Raw genomic sequence first — 17,780 nt, 5'->3', positions numbered from 1 at the left:
TCTTGTTTCTTCATCAGTATAGCAAATCCCGGAGCCCGGGACGAGCCATTCACGCTTCCTTAACATGAGACCCAAACCAGCCGCGCAGCGGCATCTTTTTCACTACTTCGCGCAGCGGCCACATTTCTCAGCTCATCTTACCGCTTGATGATCGAAGTCCCCGTCATCTCAGCCGGCTTCGCAAGGCCCATCAGGTCGAGAATGGTCGGTGCGATGTCGGCCAGAATGCCGCCTTCGCGCAGCGTCAAGCCTTCTTTCGTCACGATGAACGGAACCGGGTTCGTCGTATGCGCCGTATGCGGACGGCCCTGCTCGTCGAATACCATATCCGCGTTGCCGTGGTCGGCCGTAATGAGGCAGACGCCGCCTTTGGCCAGCACCGCTTCCACGACTTTGCCCACGCATTCGTCGGTCGCTTCCACCGCTTTGATCGTCGGCTCCAGCATGCCGGAGTGGCCGACCATATCAGGGTTCGCGAAGTTGAGAATGATGGCGTCATGCTTATCGGATTCGATCTCGCGCACGGCAGCCTCCGCAACCTCGTAAGCGCTCATTTCCGGCTTCAGGTCGTACGTGGCAACCTTCGGCGAGTTGATCAGTACGCGCGTTTCGCCCGGAAGCTCCTTATCGCGGCCGCCGCTGAAGAAAAACGTCACGTGCGGGTATTTCTCCGTCTCGGCGATGCGCAGCTGCTTTTTGCCGTTCTGCACGAGCACCTCGCCGAGCGTGTTGTCGAGGTTCTTCGGCGAGTAAGCGACAAATCCGCCTACCGTCTCGCTGAACAGCGTCAGGCAGACAAAATAGAGATTTTTCGGAACTTTCGGTCCGCGGTCGAAGCCGCGGAAGTCCTCGTTCGTGAACACCTGCGACAGCTGGATCGCACGGTCGGGACGGAAGTTGAAGAAAATAACCGCGTCTTCCGATTCCACCAGCGATACCGGCTTGCCGTCAGCGCCCACGATGACCGTCGGCATAACGAATTCGTCCATGACCGACTTCTCGTACGATTCCTTCACAGCCAGAATCGGGTCGGTATACTGCGGTCCTTCGCCGTACACCATAGCCCGGTACGATTTCTCGACGCGCTCCCAGCGCTTGTCGCGGTCCATCGCATAGTAGCGGCCTTGAACGGTCGCGATTTGGCCGACGCCGACTTCTTCGATCTTCGCCAGCAGCTGCTCCAGGTAGCCGACTGCGCTGTCGGGCGCAACGTCGCGGCCGTCGAGGAATGCGTGAATATAAACGTCGCTCAGCTCTTCCTTCTTCGCCAGCTCCAGCAGCGCGAACAGATGCCCGATATGGCTGTGAACGCCCCCGTCGGACAGCAGACCGTACAAGTGAAGCTTCTTGCCGTTTACCTTCGCGTGACGGACGGCGCCAAGCAGCGTTTCATTGTCGAAAAAATCGCCTTCGCGAATCGATTTCGTAATCCGGGTCAGGTCCTGGTACACGATCCGGCCGGCGCCGATGTTCAGATGGCCGACTTCGGAGTTGCCCATTTGCCCTTCCGGGAGTCCGACCGCTTCACCGCAGGCGGTAAGCGTCGTATTCGGATATTGTGCCAGATAACGGTCGTAATTCGGCTTATTCGCTTGGGCAACCGCGTTGCCCACCACGTCTTTGCGCAGACCGAAACCGTCCATTATGATCAGAGCAACCGGTTTAGGTGCCGTCATCTTACTTTGCCCCCTCGACCAACGAAATGTAGGACGCCGGCTCGAGGCTCGCTCCTCCTACAAGCGCGCCGTCGATGTTGCTTTGGCTCAAATATTCGCGCACGTTGTTCGGCTTCACGCTGCCGCCGTATTGAATGCGGACCGCATCGGCCACCGAAGCATCGTACAAACCTTTAACAACTTCGCGGATGTAGGCGATCACGTCTTCCGCATCTTCGGATGTGGAAGATTTGCCCGTTCCGATCGCCCAGATCGGCTCATACGCGATGACAACCTGGGCAGCCTGCTCGGCGGACAGCCCTTGGAACGCCGCTTCGGTCTGCACCTTGCATACGTTCTTCGTTTCGCCCGCTTCGCGCTCTTCCAGCTTCTCGCCGACGCAAAGGATCGGCGTCAGGCCGTGCTTGAATGCCGCATGGACTTTCTTTCCGACGATTTCGTCGGTTTCCGCAAAATAAGCGCGGCGCTCGGAGTGGCCGACGATGACATACTTCACGCCAAGATCGCTCAGCATAACGCCGGAAATTTCGCCTGTGAACGCGCCGTTGTCTTCGAAGTGAAGGTTCTGGGCGCCGATCGCGATGCTCGTGCCTTTGGCCGCTTCCACAAGCGCCGGCAGCGTCGTGTAAGGCGCGCAAATAACGCTCTCTACGCCGTCAACCTCCGCAGCACCTTTCACTTCGGAGAAGAACGATACGGCTTCGGAGACCGTTTTGAACATTTTCCAGTTCCCTGCGATAATCGGTTTTCTCATGGTTCCTCCTCATCCCGCGACCGTGTAAGCGAAAGCGGCAAGATGCACGATCTGTCCGCCTTCGCCAAGGGCCCTGGGAATTCATTATTTATCGTTCAGAGCAACGACGCCCGGGAGCGCTTTGCCTTCCATAAATTCAAGCGACGCGCCGCCGCCGGTAGAAATGTGATTCATTTTGTCCGCGAGTCCGAATTTCTCAGCCGCTGCAGCGGAGTCGCCGCCGCCGATAACGGTGTAAGCGGACGTTTCCGCACAAGCTTGCGCGACCGCGCGGGTACCGTGCGAGAACGGTTCGATTTCAAATACGCCCATCGGTCCGTTCCAAACGACCAGCTTGGAATCCTTGATGACGTTGGCGTACAGCTCGCGCGTTTTCGGTCCGATATCGATGCCTTCCCAGTCGGCCGGAATGCCGTCAACATCAACGATTTTCGTGTTGGCGCTGGCGCTGAAGTCGTCGGAGATAACAACGTCAACCGGGATCAGGAAGTTTTTGCCGAGCTTCTTCGCTTTCTCGATAAATTCCAGCGCAAGATCAAGCTTGGAATTGTCGACGAGCGATTGGCCGATTTCATAGCCCTGCGCTTTGTAGAACGTATAGGAAAGACCTCCGCCGATCAGGATGTTGTCGGCGATTTCGATCATTTTGTTGATGACGTCGATTTTGTCTTTTACTTTGGAGCCGCCGACGATGGCGGTGAACGGACGTTCCGGGTTGTTCAGCGCTTTGCCGAGCACGTCCAGCTCTTTCTCCATCAACAGGCCGGATACGGCCGGCAGGTAGTGGGCGATCCCTTCGGTCGAAGCGTGCGCGCGGTGCGCAGCGCCGAAAGCGTCGTTGACGTACAGATCGGCCAGCGAAGCGAACGATTTGGCAAGCTCGGCATCGTTGCTTTCTTCGCCCGGGTAGAAACGGACATTCTCAAGCAGCAGCACGTCGCCGTTTTGCAGCGCTTCAGCCTGCGCTTTGACTTCGTCGCCAACTGCGGCGTCGGCTTTCGCGACTTGCTTGCCGAGCAGCTCGGACAGGCGCGCCGCTACCGGAGTCAGGCGCAGCTCCTCGACAACCTCACCTTTCGGACGTCCGAGATGGCTGGCGAGAATGACTTTCGCGCCGTTATCGATCAGATACTTGATGGTCGGAAGCGTCTCGCGGATACGGGTATCGTCGGTAATGCTGCCATTTTCCAGCGGCACGTTGAAATCGACGCGCACGAATACGCGTTTGCCGGCTACTTCTACGTCACGCACACTTTTCTTGTTCATGATCTGCCTCGCTCTCCTCACGGTTGCGATATTGTTTAAGAGTTACGAAGCTTCAAGCTCTTAAACAAGACCGCAAACGCAGCATAATTTGGTCAAAAAGGAGTTAAAGAGGAGACGGTATATGAGCCTCTCCTCTTTAACTGTGTCATGCTATGCTATTGCGCCGGCCATTGCCGGCACTCGATTCTTACAGACCTTTGCTTGCGATGTAAGCGGCAAGGTCAACAACGCGGTTGGAGTAGCCCCACTCGTTGTCGTACCAGGAAACGACTTTCACCATGTTGCCTTCGACAACCATCGTGGAGAGGGCGTCGATCGTGGAGGAAGCCGGGTCGCCGTTGTAGTCGCTCGATACGAGCGGCTCTTCGGAGAAGTTCAGGATGCCTTTCAGCGGTCCGTTAGCGGCTTCTTTCAAAGCTGCGTTCACTTCGTCAACCGTTACGTTTACTTTCAGTTCGGCAACGAGGTCGGTTACGGATACGTTTTTCGTCGGAACGCGCATTGCCATACCGTTCAGTTTGCCTTTCAGCTCAGGCAGAACGAGGGAAACGGCTTTCGCTGCGCCCGTCGAAGAAGGAATGATGTTTTCTGCAGCAGCGCGTGCGCGGCGCAGATCTTTGTGAGGCAGGTCAAGAACGGATTGGTCGTTCGTGTACGAGTGGATCGTCGTCATCATGCCTTTAACGATGCCGAATTTGTCGTTGATAACTTTTGCAAAAGGAGCCAGACAGTTCGTCGTACAAGATGCATTGGAGATAACGGTGTGGGAAGCAGCATCGTATTTGTCTTCGTTAACGCCCATTACGATCGTGATGTCTTCGTTCGTAGCCGGTGCGGAGATGATAACTTTTTTCGCGCCGCCTTTCAGGTGAAGCTCGGCTTTTTCTTTCGCCGTGAAGATACCTGTAGACTCAACGACGATTTCAACGCCGTTTGCGCCCCAAGGCAGGTTCTCCGGGTTGCGTTCTGCAAAAACTTTGATTTCGCGGCCGTTTACGATCAGCGCGCCTTCTTGAGCTTCGACGGTAGCGTCGAGTTTGCCGTGAGTCGTGTCATATTTAAGCAGATGTGCCAGCGTTTTCGTGTCCGTCAGGTCGTTTACCGCTACCACTTGCACATTCGGGTTGTTCAGAGCTGCACGGAATACGTTGCGGCCGATACGTCCAAAACCGTTAATACCTACTTTAACCATTGTTGATCTGCCTCCTAAATTTGAATTATACAAAACTATTTATTTCAAAACGTTTCGTCGGCGCGGCATAAGCCGGCCTAGAACCGTTAAGACCCAAGTTGCAGCCAGCTTCATTATCGCCTTAATGAAGCCCGCTTATTCCGAGATCGCCGCGATTTCCAGCGCTGCCGCCTCGTCGGTGACGAGCACGTCGTCATGTCCGAAGCGCATGACCGCAGCGATCGCTTCGCCCTTGCTTTGTCCGCCTGCAATGGCGATCACCATCTCGGTCTGCATAATATCCTCGAGCCGCAGTCCCGCCGTCTGCATCTTGTGAACAACCGCCCCGTTACGGTCGAAATAATAACCGAACGCTTCCGCAAGAGCCCCTTCCTCAAGCAACTCCCCGACGACGCTGCTTTCGACTTTGCGGCGGCGCGCCATCGTCATCGCATCCCCGATGCCGTGCAGCACGATTCGGGCGCTGCGGACAACCTCGACAATTTCTTTCACATTCGGCTCCTGCATCAGGCTCTCATATGCTTCTCGGCTCAAGTGATCCGGCACATGCAGCATCCGGTACTGGGCGCCTGTCCGTTTCGCCATCGTGGAAGCAATCGTGCTGGCTTGATAATCCAGGCTCTCCCCGAGACCCCCTCTTGCCGGCACAAACAAGTTCCCTTTGAGCGGCACCGGACTTGACATCGCAGAGGCGACTTCCGCCAGCGTCGTTCCGCCTGTTACGGCAACGACGTCGTCCGTTCCCATCGCCTGCAGCAGAGCGCTCGCGCCCATTCTTCCCAGCTCGCGCTTCGTGCGGGGAGAAGAATCGGAATCACCCGGAACGATCATCACTTTCTGCAATCCGTAACGCCGGCGAATCTTTTCTTCAAGCTCCGACAGACCGAACAAATGGTGGAACACCGGCTCCAGCTCTTCAAGCAGGCGCCGTCCGCTTTCGCTGAGGCTCATGCCCGAAACGTTCATGCTCAGAAAGCCTTGGCTCTTTAAATAGTCGGTCTCGGCCCGGAGCACCCGCTCCGTCATCGAGAGCGATGCCGCCAGCGTACGCCGTCCGATCCGGTCGGATAGCATCACCTGATGAAGGATCTTATACCGCGTCTTCATCACATCCAGCACATCCGGCACTAGCTGCCTTTGCAGTTCGATGATGTCGCGCATCTTTCCATATTCACTCCAAATGACCGTGCGTACATGGGTGCCAATTCGATGGGCCGCATGCCGCTTTGAGTTAACTGGACACTTTACGTCCCGGCCATTCAATTTAAGTCCCACGTCTATTGTATCTCAAAGGAAACAACATCGCAAGTAAGGTTTTACCCCAATCTTCTTTTTTCAAACACTTTTTACAATAAAATGTGAGAAGCCCGAATGAAACCGGTTTCAAGTCGTACGTAGGACCTAGTTTCCGCTTTCCATTTACCGGATCTTCAGGACGTTCAGCCCTGCGGCCGCTTTGCATGCACAGTTGCCCAAAGCGAATCGGAGTTGCTTTCGCCAGTTGTTTAGGATGCCAAAAAGAAGAAAAATTATTTTAGCATCGTCTCTTGCTTTTCGCGCTCAATTGTTATAAGATATATTTCGTTACGCTTTTCATGCGCCCGTGGTCCAATGGATATGACGTAGGCCTCCGGAGCCTGAGATCGAGGTTCGATCCCTCGCGGGCGCGCCATTATTTTCAATTATGATTTTCATATAACATCTACATCAACAGCCGGCTGCCCAGCCGGCTTTTTTTGCGTCCATATGGGGGAGCGCCGCCTCTAACGGGCATTTGCTTCGCTCTTTACCCGCAAGCGCGGCTGCAACGGAAGGCGCTGCTTCCGCAGGCATTTGGAACCGCCGGACTTGGTCGTTCATCAGCCGGAAAAGAGAACGAAAACCGGATGTTTGACTATCTTTGACTTTTGATTGGCAATGGGGTATGATTAATAAGCGGTTTAGAACTTATGAATGTTTGAAGGAGGGACTCACTTGGACATGAATTTTGTACCTATGGTTATCGAACAGAACAACCGGGGTGAACGTGCCTATGATATTTACTCCCGGCTGCTTAAAGACCGGATTATTTTCCTCGGAACCGGAGTGAACGATGTCGTCGCCAACTCGATTATTGCTCAGCTGCTGTTCCTGGCTGCCGACGATCCCGAGAAGGACATTTCCATTTATATTAACAGTCCTGGCGGCTCCATTACGGCAGGCATGGCCATCTTCGACACGATGCAGTTCATTAAACCGGACGTATCCACCATCTGCGTCGGCATGGCGGCTTCTATGGGCGCCTTCCTTCTCGCCGCAGGGGCGAAAGGCAAGCGTTACGCGCTGCCAAACAGCGAAGTGATGATTCATCAGCCGCTCGGCGGTGCGGAAGGTCAAGCAACCGACATCGAGATCAGAGCCCGCCGCATTTTGAAAATGCGCGACAAACTGAACGGCATTTTGTCCGAACGTACCGGACAGCCGCTCAGCCGGATCGAAAAGGATACCGACCGCGACTATTTCATGAGCGCGGAAGAAGCAACCGCATACGGTTTGGTAGACAAAGTCATCGAAAAGCTGTAATTGTGTTCTCTGCTCCGGCAGCGCAGCAAATGATTTCATATAGAAGCCGTCCGGCTTCATTGCCTTCAATAAAGAGCGCCGCTTCCTAGCCAAGGAAGCGGCGCTCTTTCATTATCATAACCCCCCCGCATTTGTCAAGAGAAATTCAACCGTTTGAATTACCCCTTACCTTCCATCCATATCATGGTAGTATAGTACTTATAATGTCACGGGATAACCTTCCCGATTTTGAAAGGAATTGAGCTGTTTTATGCCGAGACTGTACAATCCGATCCTGTCTGTCGTTCATCTCTTCAGACTGCTCCGTCCCCGCAGAAGATCAGCTTCCTTCCGGAAAGAATTGCCGGTCGATAAGAGCAGCGTCACCTTTGACCTGCCGCCTATGCCTGACAAAACGATGCTGCTGCAGCCGCTTAACGACGAGCATTTGCTAGAAGTATATGAAGAGGCCAAGCAGCTCCGCCTGTCCGAAGAGTTCATTGAGCTCATCGAGCAAACGCTGGAGCAGCGCAACCTGAGAAGCGCTTATATGCAGCGGGCAACCGCCCATAACGAATAATCGGGTCCGGCTTTCCGTTTGGAATGCCAGACCCGACTTCTTCTCTGTTACTGCATGGAGTAAACAACCGTAAGCTGCGCTTCAACCGAAATTTCTCCGGCTTCAACCGTCGTTGCCGCTTTACTCATGGCGCTGTCCGCAGCCGCTTCGCTGTACATCCGCCCCGGAATCGGCGTGCTGACCGCCCCGTTCTCGGAAATGCTCACCGTTTCTTTCAACTGGCGCCCGGAAGCCTTCGCAATCGTTTCGGCTTTGCTGCGCGCATTCGCTACCGCCTTCTCGAGTGCCTGGTTCCCGTATAGATCCGACTTTTCCGTATCGAACGTGACGCCGTTCATTTGATTGACGCCTGCCGTCGCCAGGTCATCCAGCAGATTGCCGATACCGGATAAGTTCCGGTACGTAATTTCAATTTCATGGACGGACGTGTAGCCTGTGAGCACCTGTCCGTCTTTTTCCGTATAATTATACTGCGGGTGCACATAGAAGCCGATCGTCTTGACATCTTTGTCGCTCACCTTGTACGTTCCCGACAGCACTTTCTTTACCGCCGCAAAACGCGCCGCATTACCGGCTTGCGCCTCTTTCGCCGTTTTGGCGGTAACGCTCACGGCCGCGCGCACGTAAGCCACGTCGGGCTCGACCTTCACCTTTCCTTGCCCCGTAACCGTAATCGTATTTTGCATCGTCCCGGTGTCCGCTCCCAATGCGTAAGCCTCCTTCGGACTGCCGCCTCCGATTCCCGCCCATAACAACGCGGAAGCCGCCATAATTGCCGCCGCCAGCAGCAGCGCTTTTTTGTTCAAACCGAAACCTGCCCGAACATCGTGCCCTCTCATGATTCGTATCCCCTTTCCATTCGTATGCCCTTTCAACGAGTCAAACAGGGATGATGTTGCAGCTAATCTCGGCGTTCGCCAAAAAAGTTTTGTCCGAAAAAATGAAAAAAGCCCCCTATGGGAGCTTTTGAAGCCGGCCTGGATCGGGAACTTATTGGTTCTCCAATTCTTCCTTGCTGACCAGATTGACTAAAGCGGTTACAGCCTGTTCAGCGTCCGAACCGTCCGCACTAATGTATACCTCGGTACCCGAGCTGATCGCCAGACTCATAATACCCATAATGGATTTGGCGTTTACTTTCTTATCGTCCTTTTCCACAAAAATTTCGGATGAAAACTTGTTCGCCTCTTGAACGAAAAGAGCTGCCGGTCTTGCATGCAGACCCGTCTTTAATTTCACGACAACGGGAAGCCTCGTCATGGAATCCATACCCCCTATTACGAAATTCGATCTGCGGATATTGATGTCATTATCCCAAGACCTTCATTAATAAATAAAAGTTATAAACCTTTTTAATCCTTATTATAGCATTATAACATTCGATACACTAGCGTAAAAGCGTTATCCGCCCCGTAATTTTTCCGCCATTTCATCAATTTTCCGCAGCCGGTGGTTGACGCCGGACTTGCTGACGGTTCCTTTAAGCAGCTCGCCGACTTCCTTCAAATTGATATCCGGATGCATCAATCTGATTTCCGCCACTTCACGGAGCTTATCCGGCAAATTCTCGAGGCCGATTTCTTTCTGCAGCAGCTTGATGTTATCGATCTGCCGGACCGCCGCCCCGATCGTCTTGTTCAAGTTCGCCGTCTCGCAGTTGACGATCCGGTTGACGGAGTTGCGCATATCGCGCATGATCCGCACGTCCTCAAACTTGAACAGCGCCTGATGAGCGCCGATAATGTTCAGCAGCTCAATAATTTTCTCGCCTTCCTTGATATAAAAAATGAAACCTTTCTTCCGTTCGATACAACGTGCGTTCAAATCGAACTTGTTGGCCAGGTCGACGAGCGCCCCGCAGTGCTCCTCGTACATGCAGGCAATTTCCAGGTGGTAAGACGATCCTTCCGGATTGTTCACCGATCCCCCCGCCAGAAACGCGCCGCGCAAATATGACCGCTTGCAGCACGATTTGCGGATAATTTCCTTGTCGATTCCCTGCTTGAACATGAATCCTTCGGAAACAATGCTCAGGTCGCTTAGTATTTCCTGAACTTTGGCGGGAATACGCACAATATAAACGTTATTTTTTTTCAAACGCATTTTTTTGCGCACGAGCAGCTCGGTATGCACAGCAAAAAGCTTCTTGATCAAGGTGTAGATCCGTCGGGCGATTGCGGCATTTTCCGTCGAGATGTCGAGAATGACCTTCCGGCTGGAAAGATGTACGGACCCGTTCATCCGGATCAGCGCGGACAGTTCCGCCCGCTCGCAGCAGGGATCGGATTCGATCAACGTCAGCTCTTTTTTCGTTTGCGCCGCAAAAGACACCTCTACTCACCCTTTCGATCTTTCCAGCTTTCCACCAACTGATAAATATGATGACTGAGCCTTGCGGCGTCATGCCTCAAATAGGTGCGGAACATGACGAGCCGGTCGGCGATGACCTGATACCCCTGGCTTCTCACTTCATCCAGATCAAGACGGACGGGCCTCGCGCCAAGCTCGGCATATTTAAGCTGAACCTGTTCCGGGATCTCGCCATTATTAACGATGACATAATCGAACAACGGATGCCCGATATGCGCCTCGACCGCGGCCAAATGGTCGCTTACCGCATAGTCGTCGGTTTCACCGGGTTGGGTCATCACATTGCATACGAATATTTTGACCGCATTCGACTGCACAATATACTCGGCCAGCTTCGGCACAAGCAAATTCGGCATAATGCTTGTATATAAACTTCCGGGTCCGATCAGAATCGCATCGGCCTCCTGAATCGCCCTGCAGGCATCCTCCAGCGGCTGCACGTCCCTCGGCTCGATAAATACCCGCTTGATCGGCTGTCCGGCAAGCGGAATGGCGGATTCGCCTTCCACGATCGAGCCGTCGGCCATCTCCGCCTTGAGTACGATCGCCTGCCCGGATGCAGGCAGCACCGTACCGCGCACGGCGAGCACTCGGCTTAACTGCTTCACTCCGGTTACAAAGTCGCCCGAGATGTCGGTCATCGCAGCGAGCATCAAATTGCCGAGACTGTGACCGGCGAGTCCGGTTCCGCTGCTGAAACGGTATTGAAGCATATCCGACAAAAGCGGTTCGACATCCGCAAGTGCCATAAGCACGTTGCGGATGTCGCCCGGAGGAGGAATTTGCAGTTCGCTGCGCAGAACGCCGGAGCTTCCGCCGTCATCGGCCACTGTCACAATGGCGGTAATATCGAGCGGCTTCTCTTTGAGTCCCCGCAGCATGACAGACAATCCGGTTCCGCCGCCGATGACGACGATCTTAGGATTATGAATGTTTCGTTGCCCCCTGGCCATCTGTACACCTCGCCTAAGGCCGGTCACGCTCGGCGTCGCGGTGACTGACGCGCACGGTCTCCGTGTCGCTGCTGCCGAGCATGCGGCCCAAATATTCGGCTATGGCCACCGAGCGGTGCTTGCCGCCCGTGCAGCCAATACCGATGACCACCTGGCTTTTGCCTTCCTTGCGGTATAACGGAATAAGAAATTGCAGCATATCCAGAAGCTTTGTCAGAAACGCTTGCGTTTCCGGCCATTTCATGACGTAGTCGTACACATCGGCATCTTGGCCGGTGCGGGGCCGGAGCCCCTCCACATAATGGGGATTGGGAAGAAAGCGCACATCGTAAATCAAGTCCGCGTCGATCGGAATTCCGTATTTGAATCCGAATGACGTTACATTAACCGAGATGCTGTTATGGGACAAATTCGTAAAGCGGGAAACGATCCGCTCCTTGAGCTGAACCGGCTTCAAATTGCTCGTGTCGATAATTTGCGTCGCCCAGCCCTTCAGGTCTTCCAGCAGCCGCCGCTCCAAACGGATGCCTTCAAGCGGCAATCCTTCAGGAGCAAGCGGATGCCGGCGGCGGCTTTCCTTATACCGCTGCACCAGCACCCCATCCGTCGCATCAAGAAACAAAATTTCATTATGAATCGTATAATGTTCTTTCACGTACGTGAGCGATTCCGACAAAGCGGTGAAAAACTCGCGTCCGCGCAAGTCGATTACAAGCGCAACTTTGCCGATCTTTCCGTTTGACTGAACGATCAGCTCCGCGAATTTCGGAATCAGTACCGGCGGCAAATTATCGACGCAGAAAAATCCGAGGTCTTCCAGACTTTGCACCGCGATCGTTTTCCCCGCTCCGGACATGCCGGTAATAATAACCAGCTTTGCTGTCGCGGCTGTTTCCATTGATTATCGCCTCCCTGTTTGCGCGCATGCGATCAGGGCGCTCTTATTTTGCTAGTTGGAACGCAAAATCAGGCCCGCCGCGCCAACGACTCCGGCATTGTTGCCGAGCGTCGCAGCGACGATCTCAACGCCTTGCTTCGCTTGCTCCGGCGTATATTTCTTGAACACTTCGCGAATTTGGTCAAACAGAAAATCGCCTGCCTTGGCCACGCCGCCGCCGATAATGAACCGCTGCGGATTCACGACGATCGCTACGGCCGCCATCGATTTGCCGAGGTAGAAGGCGGCACGGTTCACGATGCGCACCGCAACCTCGTCTCCGGCTTTCGCCGCGTCGATGACTTCCTTGGCCATAATGTTCGGCACAAGCGACAGCGACGTCCGGTCTCCGCGCTCCACGGCGTCCTTAGCCATCCGGATGATGCCGGTTGCCGACGAGACGGTCTCCAGGCAGCCGGTCATGCCGCAGGAGCACTGAATCGCTTCCAGATCCGGCACGATGGCCATATGACCGAGCTCTCCCGCCATGCCGCTGAAACCTTCGTAAATTTTACCGTTTATAATAATGCCTCCGCCGACGCCCGTTCCGAGCGTGTAGCAAACGCAGTTATCGATGCCGCGTCCGGCCCCTGCCCATGCTTCGCCGAGCGCCGCCACATTGGCGTCGTTATTGACTTTGACTATCGTCTGAAGCTTCTCTTCCAGCAGCTTTTTGAGCGGAACGTCGCGCACGTTCAAATTGTTCGAAAATTTAATGATACCGTTCGGTATATCTAAAAAACCGGCCGTGCCGACTCCGACACCGCCAACCTGTCCCCACTCGTAGGAAGATGCTTCGACAACCTCGCGCGCATATTTCACAAGGTTGTTTACTATGGCGTCAGCGCCCTTCTCGCTTTCCGTCGGTCCCTCTAACGTATGGAGCAGTTCGCCCTGCTCGTTACAAATACCAATCTTAATGGTTGTACCGCCTATATCTGCTCCAACGTAGATTGTTTCAGACATCTGTTTAGCCACCTCAATCGCAAAATTAACTGCCACTGTTCCCACTATAAGCGAAGGCAACTCTCAGGTCAAGAAGCCGCTCGCCGATAAAGGAAGCGCTGTCCTGTTGCCGTGCAAGCCGGAAAGCCGCCGCGCGTCTAATAGATTTCCTTTAATCCGAACAGAACCGCCCGGAACGTATTGCGGAAGGTCGGCGCAAGCCTTTGCAGCAGCTGATCCTTGTCTTCATTGCTGTAACGGTACGAATTGACAACCCCATAGAGGGCAAAAAAGTAAATCCGGGCTCCCTCCAGCTGCTGCTCCTCGGTAAGGCCGATCTTCAAGCATCGGGTCAAAGCAGTCCGCAGCTGCCGGAACAGCCGATTGCGCACTTCCGTTAAACGATGCTTCGGTTTCTCTTCGTCTACGCGCTCCGGATCGGCTTCGAATATAATGCCGATCATACTTCGATTCTCGAGACTGAAGGTTACAAACCGTAACGACCATTCAAACAGCTTGTCTTCCTGCGGGAGCTCTTTGCTGTCCAGCAGCGCGGAGAGCTCCGCTTCCAGTCTCTCCAGCGGCGGAAGCGCGAGCGTATGCAGCAGCGTTTCTTTATCGGTGAAGTAAACATGGACGGAGGTGTGCGAGCATCCCGCTTCCTTGGCGATCTCGCGCATCGTCACCGCATTGTAGCCGCGCTGGCTGAACAGCGAAGCGGCGGCATCCAAAATGTTTTTCTTCGTTTCTTCGGATCGGCTTAACTTCATGAAAAATAGTCCTCCAGATTTATTAACCACCGGTTATTAACGATTGGTATTCTAAAGCAGAGCGACTCTTTTGTCAAACTTTTCAATCGTGCAGAAAGCGGATTTCATTTGTGAACATGTTCCGGGAAGAAATTAATGGAACGTAAACCGTTCACCGACAGTGGTGGGAGGAGGGGAGACCGTTTTATCAATAGGCCCGTGAAGCGATATTGAGGATAAGAAATATCCCCCTTCGAAAAGGAGTCAAACCCATTCTAGAATAGGACACTAATGTTAAGGTCAACTAGAATTTCAGGGGGGTTTAACCGGACTGCCGATGTACCGGCATTTCGAGGAGGATATTCGGTGTAATACAGGATTTCGCTTAATATCCTTTACGCCTGCGAATCATTCGCACGACCACGAAAATACCGACGATCCATAAAGCGGCACTAAGCAGCGACAGCAACGGATAGCCGAGCGTAAAACCGGCGAACGGATTGAACAGCGAGCCCAGGATCGTCCCCAATGCCAACCCCCCGAACAGTCCGCCGAAAAACCCGCCGAACCCCGTTCGCGGCGCCGGCGTCGTTCTCGGAGCAGCCGGATTTCGAACCGCATTATCCCCTCTGGCCGGAGTCGTACGGCCGGGGGTGCCGATTCCGGGATTGTAGCTTCGTCTGGGTGAACGGATTGCGCCGCGTTTATAAGGCTTAATCGTCCCCTTTTGTTCCGCTTGATCCGGCTTTTCATAAGATTCGCCGTAAATTTCTCCCGTTGAAATTCCAAAAAGCAGGGGGAACAACAAGAGAAGTACCAAGATTTTTCTCATTTTGCTTGTTTACACCTCCACCAGTAGCGTACCCCAAGCGATTGAGAACATTCCGATTTTCCAGGCTATAAAAAAACGTCCCCGGGATGAGAGCGGCATAAGCCGCCCCTTCCTCCCGGGGACGTTAATGAAGTACAGCCGGACTTCGAAAGTCCGACCGGCTCGCCTGCGAAGCGATTGCCGATTCTACAGCGTTTGGCTCCAGTCGTGCACCATATGGCCTTCAAGGTATTTCTCGCAATCCAGTGCCGCCATACAGCCGCTACCCGCCGCCGTAATCGCCTGCCGGTATTTCAAATCCTGCACGTCGCCGCAGGCAAATACGCCGGGCACGTTCGTTTCCGTCGTACCGGGCTTCACTTTAATATAGCCGGCTTCGTCCGTGTCGATCTGTCCGCCCAGAAACTTCGTGTTCGGCGTGTGGCCGATCGCAACGAAGATGCCTTGCGCTTCGATCACTTCTTCATCGCCGGTCGCGTTGTTGCGCAGTTTTAGACCGGTAACGCCCATATTATTGGCCAGCACTTCAAGCGGCGTTTTATTGAGTGCGAACGTTACTTTTTCATTACCGCGGGCGCGGTCCTGCATAATTTTGGAGGCGCGCAGCTCTTCGCGGCGGTGAACCAGATCGACGTTCGTCGCAAAGCGGGTGAGGAAGTTCGCCTCCTCCATCGCGGAGTCGCCGCCGCCGACGACAACGATCTTTTTGCCGCGGAAGAAGAAACCGTCGCAAGTCGCGCACGTGCTCACGCCGCGTCCGACATTTTCTTTTTCCCCGGGAATGCCCAAATATTTGGCCGATGCGCCGGTCGAGATAATGAGCGTCTCGGACACGAGCTCTCCTTGGCCTTCAACCTGGATTTTGAACGGCCGCTGCGACAAATCGACGCTGTTCACCCAGCCCGTTTTGAATTCGGCGCCGAAGCGTTCGGCCTGCTTGCGCATGTTGGCCATCAGTTCCGGCCCCATAATCCCTTCCGGAAATCCGGGGAAATTTTCCACCTCGGTCGTCGTCGTCAATTGTCCGCCCGGCTCGGGACCTTCAATAACAAGCGGATTCAGATTGGCGCGGGCCAAATAGATTGCAGCGGTCAAGCCGGAAGGGCCGGTGCCGATAATGATCGATTTGTACATGACATATCCCTCCTCAAATATTAAAGACGGAATTGACCGACTTCATTTTTTCTTTAATACCGCACACCTCATCGATCCGTTTCACGATTTTGCTGACGGTGGCGATGGAGGTGCCGTAACGCTTCGCCACTTCATGGTACGAGATGGCGCGGCGGTGCATTTTGGCGGTTAAATATTCCAGCGCGGCCGCCCATCCTTCGACCTTGGTCAGCTTCGGCACGTCCGGATAAACGCGGGAGAGGAATTCCACCCACAACGTGAGCAGATCGTGCTGCTGCACCAGATCATACTGCTTGTTCATCCGCTTCAGCGCCGCATTCAGCACTTCCTGCCACTGGGCGTCCCAGATCGGAAGCTGCGACGGCATGCGCCCGGAGCCGACGGTTATTTTTTTGCCTTCCAAGTAAACCTGCAGCGGCTCGCCTACACCCATTGTGCGCAGCACGAAGATGGCAATCCGTTTCAAATAGTCGTCTTCTCCGGACTCCAGCAGGAACGAGCGCAGCGCGTCTTTCACCTCGTTGTCGGCAATCATGCCGAGCGCCTGAATGACCTGCAGCTTCGTATGCCGGTCGCCGTGACGGAGCGCCCAGAAGAAGGACGAGCGGACGAGCGGATCGCTTTTCATATGATCCGGAATGCCTTCGGTCGTTTTCTCCCACAGCTTGAACTGCTCTTCAAAGGGCAGATGATAGTGGTAGCTTGCCGGCGGCATCTCTTCCCCCGCTTTGACCTGCGCAAGCTGGCTCAAGTAATACCGCGGAATATCCGAGCCGGGATCGCGCTTGCTCGTCAGGCGCCACAGCCTTTCCGCTTCGTCCAAGCGCCCGATATTGCTGGCGGCCACTGCGGCATAGTGATACAGACATGGATCCTGACTGAGCGACGCATCGCGCAGCAGGCGCGCAAAATGAAAGTAAGCGCACTCGTGCTCCCCTAGAATACCCATTGTGGTAGCCAGTTTAAACACATGCTCCTGATGAAACGGAACCGTTTTTTTAAGCAGGCCGACGATGGGAGCGAGGTTCTCTTCATCCTCCAGATGCTGATAAAAAATAGCCAAATTGCACAGCGCATGCAGGTTGCCGGAATCCAGCTCCAGCACGTCGCGAATCGTATCCATCGCCTTAGGGAATAATCCCATATAATAATACGCAAGCGCCAGATTGTTGCGGGCGGCAAGAAAATCGGGGTTTTGTTCCACAATCGATTCCAGCAGCCGGACCGCCTGGTTGAACTTCCCTTCTTCCAGCAGCGTCCGCGCCTGATCGTGCTCCACCATGCCTTCTCTGGCCTTGATCCGCGTCACCGGTGCCGGGCGCTCCAGCTCAAACTGGAGCAGGTCCATCATTTCTTCGGCTTCGGTCAGAAACTGGCCTTCCTCATCCTCTTCCAGGTAACGCACGAGCGCGCGCTCGGCTTCCTCGTACATTTCCAGGTTGGCGAAGTTGTTGGCCATATAAAAATGACATTCCGTCATGTCCGGATCCAGATCGTCGATAATAAAGCGCAAAATATCGTTTGACTCCGCGTAATTTCCCATTTCCGATAAAATGCCGGCCATGTTGCAGTGGTTCACCGGGTTATCCGGCTCATATTCGACGGCGCGCCGGAAATACTTCAGTGCCTTGGCATAGTGATAGCGATCCATCGAGCGGACCGCTCTTTCGAAGAAGAACGTGGCATCCCAATGGATCGGTATTACTTTCGAGGTCTGTTCTGCGGCCGCTATTCTCTTCTCTTTCATCTCCAAAGCACCTCCGTGCGCACGATTTTTCCCGATTATACCATATTCAAGCCTATCCACACACGCTAGAAAATGTGGCAAAAATCGCGGACGCTCCGTGAACA

18 protein-coding genes and 1 tRNA gene are annotated in these 17,780 nt (G+C 54.2%); 3 read left to right on the top strand and 16 right to left on the bottom strand.

The window, feature by feature from the left end:
* Window positions 1–137 precede the first annotated feature (137 nt).
* The 5 genes from gpmI to VN24_RS11190 form a co-directional block, all read right to left on the bottom strand.
* Complete coding sequence (gene gpmI / locus VN24_RS11210) at window positions 138–1,676, bottom strand: 2,3-bisphosphoglycerate-independent phosphoglycerate mutase (RefSeq protein ID WP_045670476.1); 1,539 nt, start codon at window positions 1,674–1,676, stop codon at window positions 138–140.
* 1 nt (window position 1,677) lies between these two features.
* On the bottom strand, window positions 1,678–2,430 hold the full coding sequence (tpiA, locus tag VN24_RS11205; protein WP_045670475.1) for a triose-phosphate isomerase: 753 nt from the start codon (window positions 2,428–2,430) through the stop codon (window positions 1,678–1,680).
* A gap of 84 nt (window positions 2,431–2,514) precedes the next feature.
* Entirely contained in the window at window positions 2,515–3,696 is a 1,182-nt protein-coding gene (locus tag VN24_RS11200) for a phosphoglycerate kinase (RefSeq protein ID WP_045670474.1), read from the bottom strand.
* A gap of 187 nt (window positions 3,697–3,883) precedes the next feature.
* A complete protein-coding gene (gap, locus tag VN24_RS11195; protein ID WP_045670473.1) occupies window positions 3,884–4,888 on the bottom strand; it encodes a type I glyceraldehyde-3-phosphate dehydrogenase in 1,005 nt (334 codons plus the stop codon).
* 135 nt (window positions 4,889–5,023) lie between these two features.
* Window positions 5,024–6,049 carry a sugar-binding transcriptional regulator gene (locus VN24_RS11190; RefSeq protein ID WP_045670472.1) on the bottom strand — a complete coding sequence of 342 codons (1,026 nt, stop codon included), beginning with the start codon at window positions 6,047–6,049 and terminating at the stop codon, window positions 5,024–5,026.
* Between the two features lie 436 nt (window positions 6,050–6,485).
* Between VN24_RS11190 and VN24_RS11185 the strand changes: the two genes are divergently transcribed.
* Window positions 6,486–6,560, top strand: a tRNA-Arg gene (locus tag VN24_RS11185).
* Between the two features lie 35 nt (window positions 6,561–6,595).
* Here the strand turns inward: VN24_RS11185 and VN24_RS28435 are convergent.
* Window positions 6,596–6,721, bottom strand: a complete 126-nt coding sequence (locus tag VN24_RS28435) for a hypothetical protein (protein WP_274520431.1) — start codon at window positions 6,719–6,721, stop codon at window positions 6,596–6,598.
* 147 nt (window positions 6,722–6,868) lie between these two features.
* Here VN24_RS28435 and clpP point away from each other — a divergent pair, with 147 nt between their 5' ends.
* Together clpP and sda are read left to right on the top strand one after the other, a co-directional pair.
* Window positions 6,869–7,450, top strand: coding sequence for an ATP-dependent Clp endopeptidase proteolytic subunit ClpP (gene clpP / locus VN24_RS11180; RefSeq protein ID WP_045673196.1), 582 nt, complete (start codon window positions 6,869–6,871; stop codon window positions 7,448–7,450).
* Window positions 7,451–7,700: 250 nt separating this feature from the next.
* Window positions 7,701–8,009 carry a sporulation histidine kinase inhibitor Sda gene (gene sda / locus VN24_RS28150; protein WP_045670471.1) on the top strand — a complete coding sequence of 103 codons (309 nt, stop codon included), beginning with the start codon at window positions 7,701–7,703 and terminating at the stop codon, window positions 8,007–8,009.
* A gap of 47 nt (window positions 8,010–8,056) precedes the next feature.
* On the opposite strand, the gene VN24_RS11170 is transcribed toward sda, so the two are convergent.
* The 10 genes from VN24_RS11170 to VN24_RS11125 all read right to left on the bottom strand — a co-directional run bounded on the left by VN24_RS11170 (window position 8,057) and on the right by VN24_RS11125 (window position 17,676).
* A complete protein-coding gene (locus tag VN24_RS11170; RefSeq protein WP_052702896.1) occupies window positions 8,057–8,848 on the bottom strand; it encodes an SIMPL domain-containing protein in 792 nt (263 codons plus the stop codon).
* Window positions 8,849–8,999: 151 nt separating this feature from the next.
* Complete coding sequence (locus tag VN24_RS11165; RefSeq protein WP_045670470.1) at window positions 9,000–9,269, bottom strand: HPr family phosphocarrier protein; 270 nt, start codon at window positions 9,267–9,269, stop codon at window positions 9,000–9,002.
* A 141-nt stretch (window positions 9,270–9,410) separates the two neighbouring features.
* Complete coding sequence (gene whiA, locus VN24_RS11160) at window positions 9,411–10,340, bottom strand: DNA-binding protein WhiA (RefSeq protein ID WP_045670469.1); 930 nt, start codon at window positions 10,338–10,340, stop codon at window positions 9,411–9,413.
* Between the two features lie 2 nt (window positions 10,341–10,342).
* Window positions 10,343–11,332, bottom strand: coding sequence for a gluconeogenesis factor YvcK family protein (locus VN24_RS11155; RefSeq protein WP_045670468.1), 990 nt, complete (start codon window positions 11,330–11,332; stop codon window positions 10,343–10,345).
* A gap of 13 nt (window positions 11,333–11,345) precedes the next feature.
* Window positions 11,346–12,230, bottom strand: a complete 885-nt coding sequence (gene rapZ / locus VN24_RS11150; protein ID WP_045670467.1) for an RNase adapter RapZ — start codon at window positions 12,228–12,230, stop codon at window positions 11,346–11,348.
* Between the two features lie 51 nt (window positions 12,231–12,281).
* Window positions 12,282–13,235 (bottom strand): ROK family glucokinase, encoded by a 954-nt coding sequence (locus VN24_RS11145; RefSeq protein ID WP_045670466.1) that lies wholly within the window; start codon window positions 13,233–13,235, stop codon window positions 12,282–12,284.
* Window positions 13,236–13,372: 137 nt separating this feature from the next.
* Window positions 13,373–13,984 (bottom strand): TetR/AcrR family transcriptional regulator, encoded by a 612-nt coding sequence (locus VN24_RS11140; RefSeq protein WP_045670465.1) that lies wholly within the window; start codon window positions 13,982–13,984, stop codon window positions 13,373–13,375.
* Between the two features lie 364 nt (window positions 13,985–14,348).
* Complete coding sequence (locus tag VN24_RS11135) at window positions 14,349–14,795, bottom strand: hypothetical protein (protein ID WP_045670464.1); 447 nt, start codon at window positions 14,793–14,795, stop codon at window positions 14,349–14,351.
* A 186-nt stretch (window positions 14,796–14,981) separates the two neighbouring features.
* On the bottom strand, window positions 14,982–15,929 hold the full coding sequence (gene trxB, locus VN24_RS11130) for a thioredoxin-disulfide reductase (protein ID WP_045670463.1): 948 nt from the start codon (window positions 15,927–15,929) through the stop codon (window positions 14,982–14,984).
* Between the two features lie 13 nt (window positions 15,930–15,942).
* Window positions 15,943–17,676, bottom strand: a complete 1,734-nt coding sequence (locus VN24_RS11125; RefSeq protein ID WP_045670462.1) for a tetratricopeptide repeat protein — start codon at window positions 17,674–17,676, stop codon at window positions 15,943–15,945.
* Between the last annotated feature and the right edge of the window lie 104 nt (window positions 17,677–17,780).

Origin of the sequence: Paenibacillus beijingensis (assembly GCF_000961095.1) — a bacterium.
Classification (GTDB): domain Bacteria; phylum Bacillota; class Bacilli; order Paenibacillales; family Paenibacillaceae; genus Paenibacillus_O; species Paenibacillus_O beijingensis.
This window is presented reverse-complemented; position numbering and strand designations above follow the sequence as displayed.